The sequence below is a fragment of the Algoriphagus hitonicola genome (assembly GCF_900113375.1).
GTDB classification, from domain to species: Bacteria; Bacteroidota; Bacteroidia; order Cytophagales; family Cyclobacteriaceae; genus Algoriphagus; species Algoriphagus hitonicola.
In genome coordinates, this window is the sequence record NZ_FOPC01000003.1 from 305,550 (window position 1) to 327,279 (window position 21,730).

Annotated in this window: 23 protein-coding genes; 9 read left to right on the forward strand and 14 right to left on the reverse strand. The window is 41.8% G+C overall.

Annotated elements, in window-relative coordinates:
• Positions 1-7 precede the first annotated feature (7 nt).
• Positions 8-1,483 (forward strand): M28 family peptidase, encoded by a 1,476-nt coding sequence (locus BM043_RS06210; RefSeq protein WP_092789956.1) that lies wholly within the window; start codon positions 8-10, stop codon positions 1,481-1,483.
• 76 nt (positions 1,484-1,559) lie between these two features.
• Here the strand turns inward: BM043_RS06210 and BM043_RS06215 are convergent, their stop codons facing one another.
• The 4 genes from BM043_RS06215 to BM043_RS06230 form a co-directional block, all read right to left on the reverse strand.
• Positions 1,560-2,843 carry a NupC/NupG family nucleoside CNT transporter gene (locus tag BM043_RS06215; protein ID WP_092789836.1) on the reverse strand — a complete coding sequence of 428 codons (1,284 nt, stop codon included), beginning with the start codon at positions 2,841-2,843 and terminating at the stop codon, positions 1,560-1,562.
• 86 nt (positions 2,844-2,929) lie between these two features.
• Positions 2,930-3,526 (reverse strand): bifunctional nuclease family protein, encoded by a 597-nt coding sequence (locus tag BM043_RS06220; RefSeq protein ID WP_092789837.1) that lies wholly within the window; start codon positions 3,524-3,526, stop codon positions 2,930-2,932.
• A 6-nt stretch (positions 3,527-3,532) separates the two neighbouring features.
• Positions 3,533-4,501 carry an electron transfer flavoprotein subunit alpha/FixB family protein gene (locus tag BM043_RS06225; RefSeq protein ID WP_092789839.1) on the reverse strand — a complete coding sequence of 323 codons (969 nt, stop codon included), beginning with the start codon at positions 4,499-4,501 and terminating at the stop codon, positions 3,533-3,535.
• A 35-nt stretch (positions 4,502-4,536) separates the two neighbouring features.
• Complete coding sequence (locus BM043_RS06230; RefSeq protein WP_092789841.1) at positions 4,537-5,274, reverse strand: electron transfer flavoprotein subunit beta/FixA family protein; 738 nt, start codon at positions 5,272-5,274, stop codon at positions 4,537-4,539.
• A 74-nt stretch (positions 5,275-5,348) separates the two neighbouring features.
• Here BM043_RS06230 and BM043_RS06235 point away from each other — a divergent pair, with 74 nt between their 5' ends.
• Positions 5,349-5,687: an enzyme of heme biosynthesis gene (locus tag BM043_RS06235; protein WP_092789842.1), complete on the forward strand. Its 339-nt coding sequence runs from the start codon at positions 5,349-5,351 to the stop codon at positions 5,685-5,687.
• A gap of 129 nt (positions 5,688-5,816) precedes the next feature.
• Positions 5,817-6,305 (forward strand): hypothetical protein, encoded by a 489-nt coding sequence (locus BM043_RS06240; protein ID WP_092789844.1) that lies wholly within the window; start codon positions 5,817-5,819, stop codon positions 6,303-6,305.
• Here the strand turns inward: BM043_RS06240 and BM043_RS06245 are convergent.
• From BM043_RS06245 to BM043_RS06255, 3 genes are all read right to left on the reverse strand, one after another.
• Positions 6,302-7,300: a quinone oxidoreductase family protein gene (locus BM043_RS06245; protein WP_092789846.1), complete on the reverse strand. Its 999-nt coding sequence runs from the start codon at positions 7,298-7,300 to the stop codon at positions 6,302-6,304. The genes BM043_RS06240 and BM043_RS06245 overlap by 4 nt on opposite strands.
• A gap of 2 nt (positions 7,301-7,302) precedes the next feature.
• The gene (gene dnaB, locus BM043_RS06250) at positions 7,303-8,880 is read right to left on the reverse strand and encodes a replicative DNA helicase (RefSeq protein WP_092789848.1); all 1,578 of its coding nucleotides are present in this window, start codon (positions 8,878-8,880) and stop codon (positions 7,303-7,305) included.
• Between the two features lie 65 nt (positions 8,881-8,945).
• Positions 8,946-9,653 carry a lycopene cyclase domain-containing protein gene (locus BM043_RS06255; protein WP_092789849.1) on the reverse strand — a complete coding sequence of 236 codons (708 nt, stop codon included), beginning with the start codon at positions 9,651-9,653 and terminating at the stop codon, positions 8,946-8,948.
• A 214-nt stretch (positions 9,654-9,867) separates the two neighbouring features.
• Here BM043_RS06255 and BM043_RS06260 point away from each other — a divergent pair, with 214 nt between their 5' ends.
• Together BM043_RS06260 and BM043_RS06265 are read left to right on the forward strand one after the other, a co-directional pair.
• Positions 9,868-11,229, forward strand: a complete 1,362-nt coding sequence (locus tag BM043_RS06260; RefSeq protein WP_092789851.1) for a UDP-N-acetylmuramate--L-alanine ligase — start codon at positions 9,868-9,870, stop codon at positions 11,227-11,229.
• Complete coding sequence (locus tag BM043_RS06265) at positions 11,226-12,032, forward strand: 3'-5' exonuclease (protein WP_092789852.1); 807 nt, start codon at positions 11,226-11,228, stop codon at positions 12,030-12,032. Before BM043_RS06260 ends, BM043_RS06265 begins: the two co-directional genes overlap by 4 nt.
• 44 nt (positions 12,033-12,076) lie before the next feature.
• On the opposite strand, the gene BM043_RS06270 is transcribed toward BM043_RS06265, so the two are convergent.
• On the reverse strand, positions 12,077-12,871 hold the full coding sequence (locus tag BM043_RS06270) for a M48 family metallopeptidase (protein ID WP_092789854.1): 795 nt from the start codon (positions 12,869-12,871) through the stop codon (positions 12,077-12,079).
• A 145-nt stretch (positions 12,872-13,016) separates the two neighbouring features.
• Between BM043_RS06270 and BM043_RS06275 the strand changes: the two genes are divergently transcribed.
• Complete coding sequence (locus BM043_RS06275; RefSeq protein WP_092789855.1) at positions 13,017-13,502, forward strand: DUF4442 domain-containing protein; 486 nt, start codon at positions 13,017-13,019, stop codon at positions 13,500-13,502.
• On the opposite strand, the gene BM043_RS06280 is transcribed toward BM043_RS06275, so the two are convergent.
• Both BM043_RS06280 and BM043_RS06285 read right to left on the reverse strand, forming a co-directional pair.
• On the reverse strand, positions 13,499-14,242 hold the full coding sequence (locus BM043_RS06280) for a carboxypeptidase-like regulatory domain-containing protein (protein WP_092789857.1): 744 nt from the start codon (positions 14,240-14,242) through the stop codon (positions 13,499-13,501). The two genes, BM043_RS06275 and BM043_RS06280, sit on opposite strands and share 4 nt — an antisense overlap.
• A 55-nt stretch (positions 14,243-14,297) precedes the next feature.
• Complete coding sequence (locus tag BM043_RS06285) at positions 14,298-14,972, reverse strand: DUF6503 family protein (RefSeq protein ID WP_092789859.1); 675 nt, start codon at positions 14,970-14,972, stop codon at positions 14,298-14,300.
• Between the two features lie 32 nt (positions 14,973-15,004).
• On the opposite strand from BM043_RS06285, the gene BM043_RS06290 reads away from it, so the two are divergent.
• Complete coding sequence (locus BM043_RS06290; protein WP_092789861.1) at positions 15,005-15,883, forward strand: glutamate--tRNA ligase family protein; 879 nt, start codon at positions 15,005-15,007, stop codon at positions 15,881-15,883.
• A gap of 39 nt (positions 15,884-15,922) precedes the next feature.
• Here the strand turns inward: BM043_RS06290 and BM043_RS06295 are convergent, their stop codons facing one another.
• The 4 genes from BM043_RS06295 to BM043_RS06310 form a co-directional block, all read right to left on the reverse strand.
• On the reverse strand, positions 15,923-17,404 hold the full coding sequence (locus BM043_RS06295; RefSeq protein WP_092789862.1) for a S10 family peptidase: 1,482 nt from the start codon (positions 17,402-17,404) through the stop codon (positions 15,923-15,925).
• A 68-nt stretch (positions 17,405-17,472) separates the two neighbouring features.
• Positions 17,473-18,171, reverse strand: coding sequence for a potassium channel family protein (locus BM043_RS06300; RefSeq protein WP_092789864.1), 699 nt, complete (start codon positions 18,169-18,171; stop codon positions 17,473-17,475).
• A 159-nt stretch (positions 18,172-18,330) separates the two neighbouring features.
• A complete protein-coding gene (locus BM043_RS06305) occupies positions 18,331-19,122 on the reverse strand; it encodes a PhzF family phenazine biosynthesis protein (RefSeq protein WP_092789866.1) in 792 nt (263 codons plus the stop codon).
• Complete coding sequence (locus tag BM043_RS06310; RefSeq protein ID WP_092789868.1) at positions 19,123-19,641, reverse strand: DinB family protein; 519 nt, start codon at positions 19,639-19,641, stop codon at positions 19,123-19,125.
• A gap of 263 nt (positions 19,642-19,904) precedes the next feature.
• On the opposite strand from BM043_RS06310, the gene BM043_RS06315 reads away from it, so the two are divergent.
• The gene (locus BM043_RS06315) at positions 19,905-20,453 is read left to right on the forward strand and encodes a ferritin (protein ID WP_092789870.1); all 549 of its coding nucleotides are present in this window, start codon (positions 19,905-19,907) and stop codon (positions 20,451-20,453) included.
• A 344-nt stretch (positions 20,454-20,797) separates the two neighbouring features.
• The gene (locus BM043_RS06320) at positions 20,798-21,721 is read left to right on the forward strand and encodes a sterol desaturase family protein (RefSeq protein ID WP_092789872.1); all 924 of its coding nucleotides are present in this window, start codon (positions 20,798-20,800) and stop codon (positions 21,719-21,721) included.
• Positions 21,722-21,730 lie beyond the last annotated feature (9 nt).

The following is a 21,730-nucleotide window of genomic DNA, read 5'->3' on the forward strand; positions in this document are numbered from 1 at the left end:
TTACCCTATGAATAAAACATGCATCACGCTTACCTTATTGGGACTTTTGGCCGCTCCGGCCTTGGCTCAAAAAAAGGCTGTAGAAAAAAACTTCAAAGAAAAAGAAGCCATTGGTCATTTTACCTATTTGGCTTCAGATGAATTAATGGGAAGAGATCCTGTAAGGCCCGAAATTGAATTAGCCGAAAAGTACATTGCCGAGCAATTGAAAAAATATGGTGCTTCTGAAATTCCCGGTGCTGATGGCTACTATCAAAATATCCCATTTCGCATTTCCTCTCCTCCCAGTACCGGAAAAGTGACGCTGGCAGATAAGAATTTTACTCAAGGGGAAGACCTTTTGGTCTTGGATGGTTTGGCTATTGAGGGAGATTACCCATTGGTTGATATTGGATTCGGTTTGGAAGAAGATTTCGAGGGAAAAGATCTTTCCGGAAAAATTCTCATTTCCAATGTGGGGGCCCCGAATCGAATCAGCCCTGCTGATTTGTTTGCCCTTGGTCGCGAAAAAGTAGTTCGAGCCAAAGAAGCTGGAGCCCTTGGACTGATTGAGCGATTTAATATTCCCTCAGTTCCCTGGCAGTTGGTTTCTAATTTTCTGAATAGAACTACGCTAGGAATCGATCAGGGAGAAAGCTCAAATCTACCCTACATTTGGATCAAAGATCTGGACAATTCCCTACGAGATCAGCTTTCTGAAGGAAAATTAACCAGCACCAATCTGCAAATCGAAGGGAAAAATAATAGATCGATTACAGGGAAAAATATCGTCGCTTGGGTCGAGGGGACTGATCCTCAACTCAAAGATGAATGCGTTCTCCTATCTGCACATTTTGATCATGTAGGGGTGGGCACTCCAGATGAAAGCGGTGATTCGATATATAATGGTGCGAGAGATAATGCCGTCGGAACAGTAGCAGTAATCAATGCCGCAAAATATTTCGCGAAAAATCCCCCAAAGCGATCCATCCTTTTGGCTCTTTGGACTGCTGAAGAAAAAGGACTCTTAGGCTCTGCATATTTTGCCGAAAATCCTTTGGTGCCCCTTGATAAGATCATTTACAATCTGAATATTGACAATGGTGGCTACAACGACACTTCTGTAATTACTGTCATTGGACTTGGACGGACATCGGTTGATGATGAGATTATCTCAGCGGTTTCTGAATTTGGTTTAGAGGCGATTCCTGACCCATCTCCGGAGCAGGGTCTATATGACCGATCGGATAATGTCAATTTTGCCAAAAAAGGAATCCCCGCTCCTACTTTCAGTTTGGGATTTCAGGCTTTTGATGATGAGATTCAAAAATACTATCACAAGCCTGGGGATCATGTTGATAATTTCGATCTGGATTATGCAGTTAAATATTGGAAATCCTACATTCTTTCGGCGGAACGAGTGGCCAACTGGGATCAAAAACCTGTCTGGAAAGCCGGAGATAAATACGAAGAAGTGAGCAAAAAATTGTACGGAGATCAATAAAAACCACTCTCTAAAAAAGGAAAAGCCTGATTTCACGAGAAAGAAATCAGGCTTTTTTTTGACTTGAATCTCCAGATCAGAATAACATTCCTGCGATGGTTGCAGTCATCAAACAAGCCAAGGATGCAGCGGCCAGGGATTTTAATCCCAACCTACTGATGTTTGCCTGCTGATTAGGGGCAATGATCGAGATCCCACCCAATTGGATTGCAATCGAACTGAAATTTGAAAATCCACATAATGCGTAAGTGGCAATCACGATGGATTTTGGGGCCAAGCTCCCGGCTTCTTTCATTTCTGCCAGACTAAGGTAAGCCACAAATTCATTAATCACAGTCTTTTGACCCAGCAAACTGCCGATTTGGAGGGTATCACCCCATTCCACCCCGATCACCCAAGCAAATAATCTAAAAACCTGTCCAAAGATATACTCCAGTGAAAATCCCGAAAACTGTCCATTGGTCGAGCTCATCACGAAACTATTTAAACCTGTGACTTCTCCAAAAAGCCCCATCAAAATGTAGTTGACCGCCGCTATCACAGCGATAAAAGCCAAAAGCATCGCCCCTACGTTTAAGGCCAATTTCAAGCCTTCGGAAGCACCGATTGACATGGCATCGATCAAGTTCACACCGAGATTTTCCTCATTGACTTCGAGTTTTTCCTCCAATCGTTCTTTTTCTACCTCAGGGATAAAAATCTTGGATAAAACAATGGCCGCCGGAGCATTCATAATACTCGCCCCCAAGAGATATGCCGCAAAGCGACTTTGCTCTTCCAGACTATCACCTCCCAAAAAAGCCACATACCCCGCCAAAACTCCTCCTGCTATCGTAGCCATACCTCCTGTCATGAGACACATGAGTTCGGATTTGGTCATTTGAGGAATAAAAGGCCGAACTAGCAGCGGGGCTTCCGTCTGTCCAAGAAAAATATTTCCAGCAGCAGAAAGACTTTCCGGTCCAGAAAGGCGCATGGTTCTAGCCATAACCCAGGCGATTCCAAACACGATTTTTTGTAAAACACCCAAATAGTATAAACCGGCAGAGACAGTAGAGAAGAAGATAATAGTAGGCAAAACTTTGAAGGCAAAAATAAACCCGAAACTATCTCCAGCCAGATCCCCAAATATAAACCGAGCACCGTCCTCACTGAAACTCAAAAACTTGACAAAACCCTCACTCAACAGGGCGAATCCGCTAGCAATGAAAGGAACTTTTGTAATTAGAAATCCAAAAACCAGTTGAAGAATAATTCCTATTCCAACCAATCTCCAGTCAATTTTACGCTTGTTATTTGAAAAAATATAAGCCACCAAAACGATGACCACTAGTCCGAAGACTCCTCTGATATAATCCATGTGATTGTTTTTTCAAATCAAGCGCTAAAAATAGGCAAGTCCTATTCAAGAAAAAAGTCCTGATTTCTCAGGACTTTAATATTTGCTTAGTTTCTTTTGTTTATTTCATCCCGTATTCGGGCCGCTTTTTCATAATCCTCATTTGAAATCGCTTTGTCAAGCATCTGATTGAGCTTATCCAGACTAAAATCTTTCAAAGAAGGCTCTTTTTTAGCTGAGAACTTTTGACTAGGACCAGACTGTGGAGGTTTGGTTTCCTCTCCTTCTACTTCGAAATGCTCGACAGCACCCTCTGCCATGGCTTTGGCACTACAAAATATCGGACAGCCAAATCTTATCGCAATCGCTATGGCATCTGATGGACGAGCATCGATTTCTGCTTCGACCGCCTCACTTTTGCATTGGATTTTGGCATAAAAAACCCCTTCCTTCATATCAGTGATCACGATTCGATCTAGATTAAAATTAAATCCATTGGCAAAGGATTTAAACAAATCATGCGTCATGGGCCTATTGGGAACGATTTTTTCGATTTCCAACGCAATCGCTTGCGCCTCAAACATGCCAATAACGATCGGTAATCTTCTGATACCTCCTATTTCCCCCAGAACCAAGGTAAAAGACCCAGATTGAGAGTGATTGGAAGAAAGACCTAAAATCTCAAGTTCTATGAGTTTTTCCACAAAATTTTATAGTTCAGCTTTTAGTGCTTCATTCAACTTAGGAACCACTTCAAACGCATCTCCAACTATTCCATAATCTGCCGCCTTGAAAAATGGCGCCTCAGGATCTTTGTTGATCACGACAATGCACTTGGAGGAGTTTACACCTGCAAGATGTTGAATAGCTCCTGAAATTCCTATTGCTATGTACAAAGATGGGGCGACTTTTATACCGGTCTGTCCGACGTGCTCATGGTGTGGTCTCCATCCAATATCAGAAACCGGCTTGGAACAGCCCGTTGCTGCACCCAGCGTTTTGGCCAAATCCTCGATCATTCCCCAGTTTTCAGGACCCTTCATTCCTCTACCACCAGATACCACAATATCAGCTTCCGGCAAAAGCACATCTCCTGTTGCCCGCTCGGTATTCGTAATTTTTGAAGCAAAATCAGCATCAGAAATCGTCACCTCCAGCGGTTCGACGGAGGCATCTCCCCCATCGGTTTTCAAATCAACGGCATTTTTCTTAATTGCTAAAATTTTCTTTTCCGTGGTCAGAGCAGTAAATGCAAAAGCCTTCCCGGTGTAAATACTTCGCTTGACAGTATATCCAGAGCTAGTATCCGGCAATTCAACGACATTGGATACCAAACCAGCCTCAAGCTTGATTGCTAGTCGAGCTGCGACCGCATCGCCTAGGGAAGATTTGGCTAAAATCAGGGTTTTCCCACCCACTTTTTCGAATGCCTGAGCCACAGCCGAAGCATGGGCTTGAATCACTCCTGCGGTCAGACGATCATCTCCGGCATGCAATACTTTGGTAGCACCAGCACTTCCTACTTTTACCAATTCTGCAGAATCAATACTACCTAGCGCTACGGCTACTACTTCTCCTTCTCCGGTTTTCTGGGCTAAGGCATGCGCAAAGGACACCGCTTCCAAACTGGTCTTTTTTACTTTCCCTTCGGCATGTTCTATATAAACTAATACTGACATATCTAATTGATTATTAATAAAATAAATGATTAAAATTAAAGCACTTTCGCTTCATTTTTGAGCAGTTTCACCAATTCGGAAACTTGGTCTTTATCCACTAGTTTCACTGCTCCTTTTGCCGGAGGCAGTTCGTATTTTTTGGTCTCCGCCTGAGTTTGTTCAGAGACCGCTTCCACTACATTCAATGGCTTGGTCCGAGCTGACATAATTCCTCGCATATTGGGGATTTTCCATTCGGCGATGGGCTCTTGACATCCTGCTATCAAAGGAAGCTGGGCTTCCAGCATTTCTTTTCCGCCTTCGATTTCACGAGCCATTTTTACAGTAGTTCCATCCAAATCCAGTTTCATAACCGGCGAAAAAGACGGCATATTCAAAAGCTCACCGACCATCCCGTGAACCATTCCCCCATTGAAATCAATGGACTCTCTTCCCATCAAAATCAAATCATACGACCCTTCTTTGGCAAAATGTGCGATTTGCTGAGCGACAAAAAATGAATCTTTTGGGAAAGAATTGACCCGAATGGCTTCATCTGCTCCGATGGCTAAAGCTTTGCGAAGCGTAGGCTCGGTTTCAGCCTCTCCTACATTCAGTACGGTCAACTTCCCTCCAGTTTGATCTCTAAGTTCGACTGCGCGGGCTAAAGCATAATCGTCATATGGCCCGATGATAAATTGAACTCCAGTGGTATCAAATTTTGTATTATCGGCAGTAAATTGAATCTTGGAAGTCGTATCTGGTACGTGAGTGATACAAACAAGAATCTTCATTGGTTTAGGATTAGATTATTTAAGATTTATTTCGCGTGAAATTAACAGTCAGAAGGTAATTAAAAAAACTATTTATGCCCAATTTACCCCGAATAAAACTCTTAAAACAATTTATAAACGAGGAACCTGAAAATCCATTTAATTGGTATGGATTGGCTTTGGAATACCAAAAAACCAATATTACTGAGGCCAGGAATCTTTTTCTGGAGATCCGTCAAAAATTCCCGAATTATCTTCCGCTCTACTATACTGCAGCAGAGTTTTTTGAAAATATAGAAGAAATCGAAAATGCACAGATTTTTTTCAAAGAGGGAATTAAATTGGCAAAAAGCCAGTCCGATCAAAAGGCACTGCGTGAATTAAAAAACAGATATCAGAATTTTCTTTTTGAATACGACTTGGAAGATGAGTGAAATTATAAAATCGATCAGTGTGAGTAAAATCACTTGAATTGATCGCTGATTTTAGGATTTTTAAAATAGATCGGAAGGAAAAATACATCCTATTTTGTATTTTACCTCAACCACAGAACTAAGCATAAGATGAAAATTAGCCAAGAAAAAATGTTGGAATATTTCCTCCCAAAGGTAGAAAAGGAAGGAAAGCGCTATAAAAAAAACACCTTGATCAAAGCCAAACTTGCGCCCAAGGGGATGGAAGTTGTCACCGAAACTTCGGATGGGATCAAAACCAAAAATATTGCGGAAGAGGGAGATTATTTTGTTGAAAATCAAACCAGCACCAGTGAAATGTATTTGGTTCGAAAAAATGTGTTTGAACGCAAATACCAAATCACGCAATCCTTATCAGAAGGTTGGGCAACTTATCAGCTTCGTGAATTTATCTGGGCCATCCAAATCACCGCAGAAGATATTCAAAAATTTGGTGCTGAAGATGTGTTGGACTTTACGGCACCTTGGGGGGAATTAAGTATCGCCAAACCCGAAGATTTTTTGGTCTTGCCACCTGAGAAAGACGAAATCTACCGGATCGCCCACAAAGAATTTAAAGAAACCTATAAAGAAATCTAAGGCCTTAAAACAATTTTCCCCATTTGGTCACCTGCTTTCATTTTGTCAAAAGCTTGGACTGCCTGATCAAAAGAAAAAACCTGGTCTACAATAGGTTTGATTTTATCTCGATTGACCAAGTCCAACATTTCTTCAAAGTCTTGATCAGAACCCATGGTACTTCCCATGATTTTCAACTGGTTCCAAAATATCTTTCTGGCTTCCAATTTTCCCGGATTTCCTCTAGTAGCACCGTAAAAAACAATCCTAGCTCCAGGAGAAGCCACTTTGATCAAATCATTTAACGGGTCTCCAGCCGCTCCATCGATCATCAAATCAAAGCCGCCAACCTTTGAATTGGCCTCTTCGGTCCAATCGGCATTCTGATAGTTAAACCCGGCTTTTACTCCTAGGCTGATGGCTTTCTCGATCTTGTAAGCACTGCTGCTGCTGACATAAACTTCCGCTCCCAAAGCTAACGCAAACTGAGTGGCAAACTGAGCTACCCCACCACCAAAACCCGTGATTAACACTTTTTCCCCGGATTTTACCTGACCTTGATAACACAACGCGCGATAAGCTGTCAAACCCGCCAAAGGCAAGGCCGCCGCTTCTTCCCAAGTCAAATGGTCTGGCCTGGGATATATTCGATCCGAGTCAACGACTAACTCCTCTGCCAAGGTCCCATGATTTGGCATCCCGATAATCTGAAAATCCTTAGCCTGTGCCTTCTGATTATCCCCCCAGTTCAAGGCAGGATTTACAATCACTTTCTGCCCTAAGGCAAGATGTTTTACATTTGACCCGAGTTCAGAAACTATCCCCGAACCATCTGACCCGAGAATTACACCATCTTTAAGATTGGGATACAATCCTTGACGACACCACTCATCCCGATGATTTAGCGCAGCAGCTTTAATTTGGATTTTTACTTGATTCTCTTTGATCGAAAAAGAATCAAAATTCCATTCCTCCAATTGTCCAGGAAGAGATCTATTGAGAACGATACCTTTCATGATTAAAAATCTGACGGTTTCGTATTTGGATTCATAAAGTCATCCATATCGTCATTTGCACGGCTTGACATTTTGATGGTGTTTGGACGATCAAAATCTGAAGCCCCACTCGATGCAGGAGTGAATTTACCTCCATACGGTAAATCGGCGCCCGGTTTTTCAGGGAAATTTCCAAAATTATCCAAATCTGTAAACTTGGTGTATTTGCCGATAAACCGAAGTTTCACATTTTCCAATGATCCATTCCGGTGTTTGGCGATAATTACCTCACCTACCCCCAAGGTAGAGTTGTGATCCTCGTCTTCGGTAATTCCGTAGTACTCCGGACGATAGAGGAACATGACCATATCGGCATCTTGCTCGATCGAACCTGATTCTCGGAGATCAGAAAGCTGAGGTCGTTTATCTCCCCCTCGCGTTTCCACCGCTCGGGAAAGCTGCGAAAGCGCAATCACAGGAATACTGAGTTCCTTGGCAATCTTCTTCAATGCCCGCGAAATACTCGCAATTTCTTGCTCCCGATTACCTGATCCGCCTTTTCCGGTATCACCCGACATCAGCTGAAGGTAATCGACCACCACCATTTGAATATCGTGTTGGGCTTTGAGTTTTCTACATTTTGCCCGCAGCTCCAAAATAGACAATGCCGGCGTATCATCCACAAAAAGTGGAGCTTTGGAAAGTTTGGCCGTTTTGTGGACCAACTGCGCCCATTCGTGCTCTGCGAGAGAACCTTTTTTGATTTTTTCGGAATCCAATTCCGCTTCAGAAGCAATCAGACGATTGACCAATTGGACTGAGGACATCTCCAAGGAGAATATCGCCACAGGTTTATTGTGATCCACGGCGGCATTTCGCAAAACCGATAATACAAAAGCCGTCTTCCCCATCGCCGGACGTGCAGCGATAATTACCAAATCGGATTTTTGCCAACCCGATGTCACTCGATCCAAGGCTGTAAATCCGGAAGGAACTCCGGTAAGCCCGTCTTTTTGATCTTTTTTGGCCTCCATCTCCGCAATGGCTTCCCGCATAATGGATTTCATATCCGAATAATTCTTCCGGATATTTTTTTCGGAAATCTCAAAAAGAGACTGCTCCATTTTATCCAAAAGCTCAAAAACATCCGTCGTTTCCTCAAAAGCATCCCGTTGAATATCAGAAGCTATTTTGATCATTTCACGCTTGATGGACTGCTCAGTGATGATTCGGGCGTGATATTCAATATTGGCAGCGGAAGAAACTTTGGAGGTGAGTTCGGTAATGTAAAATGCACCACCAGCTACTTCCAGCGTGCCATTACGACGAAGCTGGGCGGTCACGGTCAACAAATCAATCGGCTGAGAATCCGTAAAAAGATCCAAAATCGCCTGAAAAATGACTTGATGGGCGTCTTTGTAAAAAGATTCTACTTTCAGAATATCAATGACATTGGTCAGCGCATCTTTCTCAAGCATCAAAGCTCCAAGGACTGCCTCCTCAAGATCAATGGCCTGAGGGGGGATTTTTCCCAGCGAGGAGGGATTTTCAAAAGTGGGCTTCTTTCGGGGAATACGTTGGTTGGTTGGCTTATCGGACATCTAACAAATGTATCGGCTTTCGGTCAAGAGTTTTAAACAATTTTTCCCAAACTTATCAACAAAAATCAATCCACCTGAGGATCATAGGATTTGTAATACACCCCATTTCTATATCCTCGAAACATACTGCATAGCATCGCCCAGGTAAAATGCCACAGCATCTCCGAAAGTGGAATATTCAGTATTCTCACCCCAAGAATTGGTTTTTCCAGCATTCCATACTTGGTCCAGAAATCCGGAAAAAGCAGATTGAAATTGATAAAGTAAATAATAAAGGAAATCCCCAAGGTAAGAAAGGCCGACTGAATAGAAATACCAATCAAGTCCGGCCGCTGAATCCATATGTAAACTGACAGCAGAAAAAAGGTAATAAAGGTGACGTAGCCCGAATGAAAACCCAATCCAATACTGAATAAGGTCAAGCTCCCACTACCCAAAAGAAATAAAATAAAGAAATGAAAATTCTTTGCAGGCTCTTCGCGTTCAAAATCGATTTCTTTTCTAGTGTAAGCGGTATGGATATATCCTCCTACCCCGAAAAGCGCAAATCCAATGATGAAATCTTCGATCCCGATCATGCCTCCATCGGAAAATAAAGTGGGCGGCCTCCAGTAATCCCTAAAATACCAAACCTCAGCAATTACCCCCATGATTCCGCCGATAAAGCCCACTTTGATCATTCCACTTTTCCACGGAGTTTTCCAAAATACACCCAGCCAAGCCAGCATATACAAAAGCGCCAGGGACAGGTAGGCAAATTTATAATCAAGCATAAGGAAAAATTTATGACGCGAAATTAGGGCATTTTAAAAGATCTTCAAGAGTAAAAAAGCAAAAGCTGCTTTTGAAAATGAATTCATTGGATTCATTCAAAAATAAACGACCGCTCACTGACAAAAATAATCCCGAAACATCCCGCTCAATTTTCAAAATCAATTCCGATCACCCAAAAAATATAACTAAGTTTGAAGCAAGAGAAAACCAAAAATGAAGAACTACCACTTTATTGCAATCGGAGGGGCTGTCATGCACAATTTGGCACTTGCCTTGGTCCAAAAGGGATATCAGGTAACTGGTTCCGACGATGAAATCTACGAACCTTCCCGCTCCAGACTGGATCGGGCTGGAATCCTCCCTCATTCCTACGGTTGGTTTCCTGAGAAAATCACCACTCAACTCGATGGAATTATCCTGGGTATGCATGCCCGAATTGATAATCCTGAACTCGTCCGAGCGCGTGAACTCGGAATCCCTGTCTATTCCTTCCCTGAATTCATTTATAATCAGAGTAAAAACAAAAAGCGCGTAGTCATAGCAGGTTCACATGGCAAAACATCCATCACCTCGATAATTCTCCATGTGCTCAAAGACCAAGGAGTAAACTTCGATTATTTGGTGGGGGCTCAGATTGAGGGATTTGACTTGATGGTCCGGCTTTCTGATGCTCCGATCATCATTATCGAAGGAGACGAATACCTCACTTCTCCCCTCGATCGTAGACCAAAGTTTTTTCATTACCAGCATGACATTGCTTTGCTATCAGGAATTGCCTGGGACCATTTCAATGTATTCCCGGATTTTGAGGAATACAAAGATCAATTCCGCCAATTCATCAATCTGACTCCCGAAAAGGGAGAAATTATTTACTGCGAGGCAGATCCATTGGTCAAAGACGCTATCGAAAAAAGTACGGTCAAGGGAAAGAAAAATCCCTACCATGCGCATCCCGCGACGATTAAGAATGGAAAGACTTTTTTGACCGTGCAAGAAAATAAAATCCCTATCCATCTTTTTGGGGAGCATAATCTGCAAAATCTCCAAGGTGCTAAAAAAATCTGTGAGGCTTTGGGGTTGACCGAAAGTCAATTTTATGATTCCATACAAACCTTTAAAGGTGCTGCAAAACGTCTGGAACTCATTAAATCACAAGAGGATCGGGCCCTGTACAGAGATTTTGCCCATGCTCCATCCAAACTCAAAGCGACAGCTTCTGCGGTTAAAAATCAATTCCCAGACCGGCAATTAATTGCTGTCCAGGAATTGCATACCTACTCTTCGCTCAATAAGGATTTTCTGCCAAATTATGCCGGCAGCATGGATTCGGCGGATCAAGCAATCATTTATTTAAATCCTCACGCAGTCGCCTTAAAAAAACTGGAATTGATGGATGAGGAGACGTTGAGAAAAGGTTTTGAACGGAACGATTTAAAATTATTCACTGATAGTCAAGCTTTAAAATCGTACCTTGAAGGCCTGAATTACGCCAATAGCAATTTACTGTTGATGAGTTCGGGAAATTACGACAATATGGATCTCCAGGGGATCTTGATAAAATTTGAAGAAAAATGAAATTGAATTTAAGAAACGAGGTAGTATTTTTTGATTTGGAAGCCACAGGTACCAATGTGGGCACGGATCGTATCGTGGAGATTTCTATGGTAAAAGTAAAGCCTGACGGAGGTCAAACCATTTATACCAAGCAGGTCAATCCGGGCATTCCTATTCCGATGGAGGCTTCTCTGATTCACGGGATTTATGACAAGGATGTCAAAAACGCCCCAACTTTCAAAGACCTGGCAAAAGACATTCATCAATTTATCGGTTCGGCTGATTTGGCTGGATTCAATGTTTTGAAATATGATATCCCACTTTTAGTCGAAGAGTTTCTTAGAGCAGGAATTGATTTTGACTTGGATAAGCGAAATCTCCTGGATGCTCAGAAGATCTTTTTTATGATGGAAAAGCGGAATCTGACCGCGGCTTATAAGTTTTATTGTAACAAAACGCTGGAAAATGCCCACAGTGCCGAAGCAGATACGCTGGCAACTCTAGACGTGTTCAGAGCTCAGGTCGAGCGCTATGTAGGCGAAGAAGTAGAAGATCTTCAGGGGAACAAGATTGGGATTTTTGAAAATGACATGAAAAAACTTCATGAACTTCTCAATGAAAAAATGATTGATCTTGCCGGTCGATTTATCTACAATTCAGAAGGAGTCGAAATCTTTAACTTTGGCAAGCATAAGGGAAAAACCATCGAGCAAGTCCTCAAAGAAGAACCGGGCTATTATGACTGGATGATGCGGGGAGATTTCCCGCTGGATACCAAGCGAAAACTCACTCAAGTCAGACTGAGATCCCTTACTCATCGATAAAAAAAAGCCCTGAAAGTTTTAAATTTTCAGGGCTTTTTTTGGTGTTATTTGGCTTGCTCGTAATATTCCATCGCCTTTTTCATATTTGCATTCAGGCGCTCAATCCGTCGATCCGGACCGGGGTGAGTGGAGAGAAACTCCGGCGGCGCTTCTCCTCCGGCAGCTGACATTCGCTCCCAAAATACTGGGGCCTCTCGGGGATCATATCCTGCCATTGCCATAAATAAAAGACCCAATTCATCGGCCTCCAATTCGTGCTTTCTGGAGAATTTTAGCATTCCCAACTGACTACCGATACCTACTGACTGAAGAAGTAATTGTTGCATCATCGTTGGATTTTGACCCATAGCCGCTGAGAATATGCTCAACCCTAGGTTGGCTGCCATTCCATTTGACATCCGCTCCTGTGAATGGGATGCCACTGCATGAGCAATCTCATGGCCCATTACGACTGCAATGCCGGTTTCATTTTTGGTAATGGGTAAAATTCCCGTATAAAACGCAACTTTTCCTCCCGGCATACACCAAGCATTGATTTGCTCTGATTCCAATAGGTTGAATTCCCAGTCAAATTCATCGACTATGTCACCATATCCTTCTTGAACCAGAAAATTTTCAACTGCCTTGGAAATACGACTTCCTACTTCGACCACTTTTCTGCCGTCAGCAGTATTTGTTAGGACTTTTCCTTCATTAATGACACTGTCGTATTGCTCATTGACCAAAGGCATGATTTCTTCATGAGAAACCGCCGAAAGTCTACTTCTTCCTGTAATCGGCACTTTCGAACAAGCATCCAATAACAGGACTAAAATGAAAATGGCTATAACTCTCTTCATAATTTCTAAAACATTTATTTCAAATAGATATAACAATTACAATGCAAGATAATACGAATGCGATCAAGTATTTTTCAAATATTTCTCAAGAGCCCGTCTATTCGTTATATTCAATACTTTGACCCGAAAATATTATCGAAATCCCATGAATCTAAATTCTGCCGCTCGCGAATACCAAAGAAAAATGACCCATCCTGTCATTTTTTGGTTTGCCATGCTTGTCAAACTTCCATCAGCAGTTTTTTGGCGATTAAAAATCAAAAATCTCGATTCAGAGGTCTGCCAGGTGAGTATTCCTTATTTTTGGAGATCACAAAACCCCTTCCGGTCCATCTATTTTGCTGCACTAGCAGGAGCAGCCGAACTCAGCACAGGAGCACTTTGTCAGCTTGCTTTGGCAGGAAAAGGTTCGTTTAGCATGTTGGTTGTTGATTTTAGAGCAGAGTATTTCAAAAAAGCCAATCAAAAAATCACTTTTACCTGTGATCAAGGAGCGGAATTATTCAAATTAATAGAGGCTTTAGAAGTGAATCAATCCAATCAATTAACGATGATTTCTGAGGGAAAAAATCCCGTAGGAGAGCTCGTTGCCCGTTTTCATGTCACATGGTCATTTAAGCGAAAAGCTTAATCCATATAAGTCGTCTCGATTTCAATAAACTGCCGCAACTGATTATAGACCCGGCTTTCGCTCCAATCCAAAAATTCGTGGGATGCATGAAATTGGTTAAACCGGATAATTAATTCATTCCAATCCTCTGAACTTATCTGAAAATCTTCCTTTAGCTTGGCTTTTATTGAATCAGATTCAATGATTGAATAATATCCTACTCTTCGTTTATGCCATTCCTGTTTTCTGGCATATTCCCGTGCATATCGGGCTTTTTTGGTGAAATAAGAAATCACTCCGCTAAATGCGATCCCGCCCGATCCATCTCCTCGATTGATGGGGCCGGCGATTACCTCCCCTTTTCGAGATGGCGACTCAACTTCATTTTCATCTCTGAGTACCAATCTCCCATCTTTAAATCGGTATGAATACGCAGGGGATCTAACCTCAAAAGTCGGTAGGAATCTAGCCTTGTCCTGAATTTCGATCATTAAAAAGCGCTCCTTTCCCAAGGGAATCTTCTGGGAAACGAATCCTTCGAATTCTACCAATAAAGTATCTCCTACGACGCCTTGGACAGAAAAATAACCGCGCTGATTGGTCGTGCTAGTAGACTCGCGATCCAAAACTCTAACCGTGACGCCTTCCATCACTTGCCGATCATTGGCATCCAGGACATTTCCCGAATAGGTCGTCTGCCCAAGGGCGAAAGAAGCCCATCCAAATCCAATGATCAGAAATAAAAGGCGCAGGATTTTCATTGCCTAAAATTAAGGCCAATCATTCAAAATCGCGTTTTCTGAGCGTTAAAGTTGCTTAATTGGAATTTTGTGACTGGATCGAAATAAGCTGATCTGTACCCAAAAACTCCTCTTTTTCGGTGCGGTACCAAGACCTGTTTTTTGGAATTCTCAGCCCTTCAAACTCCACTAATCCTTCCAAAAATATAATTTCCCCTTTTTGTTTCACCTCGTCCTGATAAAATTTATAAGCCTCCAGTTGTGCCGACTCTGGATCAAAATAAAAATACCAGGTATCCTTTTCATAAGGAATACGCACTACTTGATAGGATTTCCCATCCAGGTCTTCCACAAGAATTTCCTCTTCGACTTTTGTCTCGGGATCCATCAACTTCATCGGTAATCCCCACAAATAGCTGTAATAATTCCGAAGCATCAGGGCTCGATCTTTTTTGATTTCTCCCTTAAAAACCTGTACGGAATCCTCCCAAACAATAAATTCCAAATCATCATTTCGATAGTGAACTTTGTTTAATTGATTCTGAAAAGATACCTCATATCTCCTCGAGGCTCTTCCGTTGGGAAGACTGTCTTTTATCGAAAAAGTACCTGAAAAAGATCCCCACATCTGATTTGGATCATGAAACTGAATGGATTTCTCGACCAACTCTGTGGCGGATTCTACACTTCTCTCCTCAAATTGACAGGAAGAAAAGCTTAAAATGACCAAAATCAGAAATAACTTGCGCATCGTTTTTTCTCCAATATATTTATTTTGACGAAATGAAGTTTAACTTGACCAGAATTGCTCCCACTCCCAGCGGGTTTTTACACCTTGGAAATGCCTATTCGTTTTTGCTAACCAAAGCTTTGGCAGAAAAAACAGGAGCAAAAATTCTCCTTCGGATCGATGATTTGGATCGGGAGCGCTATCGGTCGGAATACGTTCAGGACATCTTCGATAGTTTGGATTTTTTGGAAATTACTATCGATAAGGGACCAAAAAATCTGACTGAATTTGAAAAGGAATGGTCACAAATTCATCGACGACCGCTTTATGAACAAGCATTAGAAAAACTACAGGAAACAAGCCACATATTTGCCTGCACCTGTTCGCGAAAGAAAATCCAATCGATGGATTCCTCCGGATATTATTTAGGGCACTGTTTAGAAAGAAGAATACCGCTGGATCGGAAAGAAGCAGCTTGGAGAATCAATACCTTAATCGCCGATCTGATAGAATTTACCGAGTATCCCGATAGCAAAATCATTCAGCCCATTCCGTTGGATACCAGTTTTTTTATGGTTCGGAAAAAAGACCAAATGCCATCCTATCACATGACGTCTTTAGTAGATGACCACTATTTTGAGGTTGATTTAATCGTTCGTGGTCAGGATCTGTTTAGTTCAAGTATTGCTCAGACTTATCTGTCAGAAATAGTTGGTTTTAAGAAATTTAAAAATATCGTATTCTACCATCACCTCATCTTAAAAGATGCCCAAAAGAAAAAATTATCCAAATCAGATGGCGCCACTTCTATTCACCATTTGCGCAAAAGCGGAAAAAAGCTATCCGATGTTTTTAGACTGATTGGTGAAATGATGGGCTCAACAGTTCCCATTTCTAATATGGAGGATTTCAAAGGCATTTTATCTCTGTAAAAAAATGGCCCGAGTTAAGAAAAACCCGGGCCATTTTCATTAGTCGTATTTGGCGGGAATTCCTTCCTCGACCATGGAATTTTGGATGAACTGTCGGATATCTTCATTGGAAGTAGCCAAATCTTCGGCTCTCAAGTACATCATATGACCAGACCGATAGCCTTTGAAGCTCATTCGATCAGCCATTTTTCCATTGGGATCAATATGCCACATGCTGTATTTGGCATTGAAGAAATCGGTCCCTCCATCAAAATAGCCGGATTGAACCATCAAGTGAAGATAAGGATTTTGGCGCATAGCCTGTCCTAAGTCATATCCTGTGGTTTCATTAGATCGATCCCAAGGATGAACCGGACCAAAAAGATTGTAGGTGAGATCTGACTCAAATCCCAAGACATTTTTCGCATAATGATTGAAAGCAGGCGCAAAAGCATGATTCCAGCTGGTCAGCGCAGGATCAAAATCATAAGACTCTCCTCCTTCCATCCGATCAAAACCTTTATATCGGCTGTCCAGTCTACCTACCGTCATTCCTTCCTCACGGAGCAATTCTTTCCAAAAGAGACTTGTCCCGACCATCAGATTATTTGAAAGGAAAACTTCCTTGTCCAAACCTGAATAGCGGGCCATTTTCGTTGCCATAGCTTCTTTCTCGGAAGCAGTGAGACTTCCTCCTTTAACCATGGCAGGAAGGGCTTCATCCACTGCGAATTTTTCTACTTCAGGAATAATATCATCCAAATCCCTGCTTTGTAGATCAGACGGTAATTGACCGTGATACCAAGCCGTGGCTGCATAATAAGGGAAATAATTAGCCATTTTCACCGGTCCACCCCGCTCGATTCCCATATCGGTCGGAGAAACCAAAATTACTCCATTGAAATACATCCAGTGTGAATTTTGGAGTTGGGAGACTAGACCAGCCACACGGGTTGTTCCGTAGCTTTCGCCAATTAAGTACTTTGGGGAGGCCCAACGATTCTGCCGGGTGACAAAGGTATTCACCCAATCAGCCAGATATTTGATGTCAGAATTAATTCCAAAAAAAGTTTCACGGGGCGTTTCTTCATTCAGAATTCTAGAATATCCCGTATTGACCGGATCGACATAAACAATGTCCGCAACATCCAAAATCGAATGAGGGTTGTCTCGAGTCCCGTAAGGCTGTACGGGATAGCCTTCATCGTCAATATTGAGTAAAACAGGGCCTGTATAGGCCAAATGCATCCAAATGGATGCCGATCCTGGGCCTCCGTTAAATGAAATGACCAAAGGCCTCGTGTCCTTATCATCTACATCTGTTCGCTCATAATACGTGTAGAAAAGCGAAGCAATAGGTTCTCCCTTTTCATCCCAGACCGGCTGTGTACCTGTGATAGATTTAAAAGGAACTCGATTTCCTTTGATCGTGATTTCGTGATTTTTTTCGATTTGAGTTTCTACAGGAAGCTTTCGGTTTTCCTGAGCCTGAAGACCGGAAAAGCAAAAAAGCAAAAGGATAGGTAAGGTAAATTTTCTCATAGTTTAGTGATTTTAAGGTAAGCTACATGCTCAGATGAAGAAATGCACTAGGTTTTACATCAATGGAATTATTTTCTGGTCTCACTGACCAATTTTGCGATAACTACCGCAGGATACAGCATCCCCACGGTTGATAAAAACACGGAGAGCATTTTTGACATGACATTCACCGGAAATAATTCGCCAAATCCAACGGTAGTTAAGGAAACGAGACTGAAATAAATATAATTGGAATAATCATTATCCAAACCCTCCAATTTGATATCGCCACCGATACTTTCCCCGATTGTCAGGTGGATGATTTCAAAGACAAAAGCACCCAACAGCGCGACCGATAAATATACATTTACTGCTCCAACAACCCGATACACATTTACCTCCCGATCTCTGAAAAGTAAGCGGAGATTGAGGAAAATAAAAACGGACATATTGGCGATACCTACGATTCGCTCCAGCAGGTAAAACTCCACCGGTAAATCACTAAACCGCAAAAGTTTCATCGCCAATTGAGTAAAAAACAAGCCCGAAGTAAGAAAAATCAAAAATCGCTCTCTTGAGGACCAAATCCCGGTAAAATACAAAAACAGAAAAACGACATTGGAAAAAATCATATCCACATGACCGTAATCAATCAATATCGGAAGTACAAAGACAATAAACAGCAATACCACCAAGAGCAAGCTAAAACTGATATCTGTCAACCAATAGTTTCTGAAATGCCGGATATAGCGAATGGCCTTGTGAGGGTTTTTACCTTCTTCATTCATCTGTTAATAATTTGTTTTTCAGAGGTTATAACTTGTCCCGCACCGAAGGTCAGGATATTCTATCCCCTCCCGATTTATCGAACTAGGGGAGAATCTCGTATGGTTGCCCCATGTTTCGGATCATACCAGTGTGTGACTTCTTCGTCAGGCTCGATTTCATCATATTTTAATTACACCTTCCAAAATTCCTATCGCCTTTCCTTTGAGTAAAACTCGGTTGCCTAGCTTTTCCACTTCCAAGTTTCCTCCTCTTTTGCTGGCTTGGTGAGCTTTCAAGTTTGATTTTCCGGTTCGCTTATTCCAATAATCCATCAAAGCACAATGCGCAAAACCCGTTACCGGATCCTCGGGAACTCCCACATTAGGACCAAAAAACCTAGAAACACAGTCAACGTCATTTCCTTTGGAGGTAATGATGATTCCTTCCTCGCTATGTTTTGAGATTTCCCCAAAATCAGGAATGAGGCTTCTGACGGCCTCCTCGTCCTCCAACTCAAAAATCCAATTTCTTTTCAATTCTGCCGCTCGGACGATTTTTTTGCCAAATAGCTGATCTTGAAAATAAGGATGCGTAGCGACAGTGGTTTCCAAAAGTGGAAAATCCATTTCGATGATCTCCTGCCCCACTTTCACAATCAGTTCTCCACTTAGGGTGTGAAAATGTAGTTTTTCTCCCTCTACCGCCCAGCCCTTTTGCAACATCCAAAAAGAGCTGGCCAAGGTGGCATGTCCGCAGAGGTCAATCTCCAAGGTCGGCGTAAACCAGCGAAGGTTAAAATGTCCTTTTTGTTCGGTTCGGAGGACAAAAGCCGTTTCACTCAAATTCATCTCAGAAGCGATTGACTGCATCAAAGCAGCGTTAATTTCCTGCTCTAGCAGACAGACCGCGGCGGGATTTCCACCAAAAGCTTTTTCCGTAAAAGCATCTACAATTGCAATTGAAAGTTCCATTTATTGATAGCGTTCTTTTAATATAGTAAGATGATGAATAAAATGCCCCGGGATAATCCAAAACAATGCGCGCGGGGTGATTTTGGTCCCATTGGCCTTACCGTGAAAATCCAGGGAATCTTCAGGAAGAGTTTGAATCAAAGTCAATAAAGCTTTTCGCTGATTTTCAAAATCTTCCAAAAGAAGCGCAGACGGAACTGAGCCAAACCGTGCATTCAACACATAGGGATCCTGATCAAATCCCGGAAGTGCATTTCGCTCACCACGAGCAAAACACAGGGCTCTGAAAGTCATGATTCGCTCGGTGTCTATTACATGACCCAAGACCTCCTTTGGTGACCATTTTCCGGCTTGATAGGGTTTTTCAGCCCAATTTGAGGTTTTGGATTTAAATAACTCCTTGATCGTTTGAATTTGTTCTTCGATCAGCAAAGGATAATCCTGCTGAGGATTGAGCTGAAGGTAGCGATCAAAATAAGCAGGATATTCGTCTTTGGTTGGTGGGTGGAATGAACGCATAGAAAACTAAAGGATCAAATTAAGGATTTGGCATAAATTTAAGATTTAGCGGTAAACCTAAATACCCTTTGTAAAATTTAATTTTCCCAGAAATTTAATCTGCCGTTCGATATCTTAACCGAAACTTAAAACTATTGGTTGATTTTGTTCTGTTCTCGAAAGCTTGCTAACTTAAACCAATTCTAAATTTTAGCTCTGACCCTTTCAAAAGGAACTAGAAATCGCAATTCTAGTTAACTTGTATACCAATAAATCCCTCAGAAATGAAACAAAAAGAAATAGTCACTTTGCAGCGATCCTTGCTGCACGACACCGAAGCACTACTCAACAAGCAAATTGAGATGGAAGGAAAGTCTTCTGCATATTACCTATCGATGGCCTCATGGTGCCACATGATGGGCTATGAAAATGCCGCCCGATACCTCTATACCCATGCAGATGAGGAGCGAATGCACATGATGAAGATATTTCAATATGTCAATGAAGCTGGAGGACATGCTATTCAGCCGGAAATTACCGGGATCAGAAATCATTTCAATTCGCTAAGAGAAATATTTGAATTGATTCTCGAGCATGAGATCAAAGTGACCAAATCCATCAATAGTATTGTGGATCATGCTTTTTCAGCAAAGGACTTTGCCACCTTCAGCTTTATGCAATGGTACGTGACCGAGCAACGTGAGGAAGAAACGATGTCCCGAAGAGCTTTGGAGCTGTTTGATATTATTGGTGAAGAGGGAATCGGTCTTTGGACTATTGATCAAGAACTTGGAAAACTCCATGCCGCTGCCCATGCCGGTGAAAAGGCTTAAAATCCAAGAAGAACTAGGTTAAAAAGCTGTCTACTTCTGCAAGTAGGCAGCTTTTTTATTCCAAAGTATCGGCGAAAAACAAAATACAGCTCTTAAATTAGAAAATTCTGTATTTGAACAATCAAAACCGCTCCAGTAGGGCATTGCGATTTTCACAGTGAAGAAAATTCAATTAGTATTTTTTACAAAAATCAGTTTCAGCGCGACAACTTTTGCAAACTACAACCTAGAAAAAATACAATTTTTTATTTTTTGGCATAGATAAATTAAAGCAAGTTTCAAGCTTAGTTTTTTCAGTTTTCAGGCCTTTGGAAAGGAATCTAATTTCCTTAAAAAAAACAGCCATGAAAACTTCCATTCAAAAATCCCTCTGGACAGTGAGCCTTTGTATTACTTGTGCTTTTGTCCTTATCCTTTCTATAGGATTGATCGCTTCGTATTTGGTTCCAAATTATTCGCTTAAGCTATTGCTTTTGTTTTTTCAAGGTTGGTTGATTTGGACTTTCCTTGAGTATTTCATTCATCGATTTTTAATGCATGAGTTAATAGTACCAGGAAGTAAAGACACGCTATTTAATCACCATAATCACCACAAAGATCCCGGTTCGATGAAAGTAAACCATTGGGATCGTTTGATTTCCTTGCTCCTAGTTCTTTTGACATTTGCGTTAGCACTCATCAAGAATGAACTTTGGATGACTATTTCTGGATTTATTTTTGGATTCGCTTTTTACAGCTACTTACATCTGTTACTTCATCTTCCGATTGGGAAAATCCTCCTGCCCCGAATCCAACGAGCCCACATTTTACATCACAGCATCCGACCCAATAAAGGATATAGCTTCAGTACCATCTTATGGGATTGGATGTTTGGAACTCTCCCATCAAAGAATGACCGATTAACCGAATCGATGATGAAAAAATACTTTTCTGACTTTGATCATAGAGGGCATCTCAGTTCTTGGACTCTTCCCATCCCTCCTATTGCAATTGGATTGATTCTGTTGACTGCCAGTTGTGCTCCGGTATTTTCGGATCTCCAAAGTGCACGGACTTTGGGTAAGGGAGAACTCGAAGCCACACCCTACTATACTACCACCGGAAATGACTCGGAATTTGACGGAGATACCCATCTTAGACTTTTGATCCGGCAAAACCTTTCCAACAACGCCTTTAGAATCGAATACGGAAGGATCTTCGATGCTGATGGTGGGATAGGCCAGCTGAGTCTAGGTTATTCGATCAATCTAAAACCAATCAATAGGTAAGCACAAAAA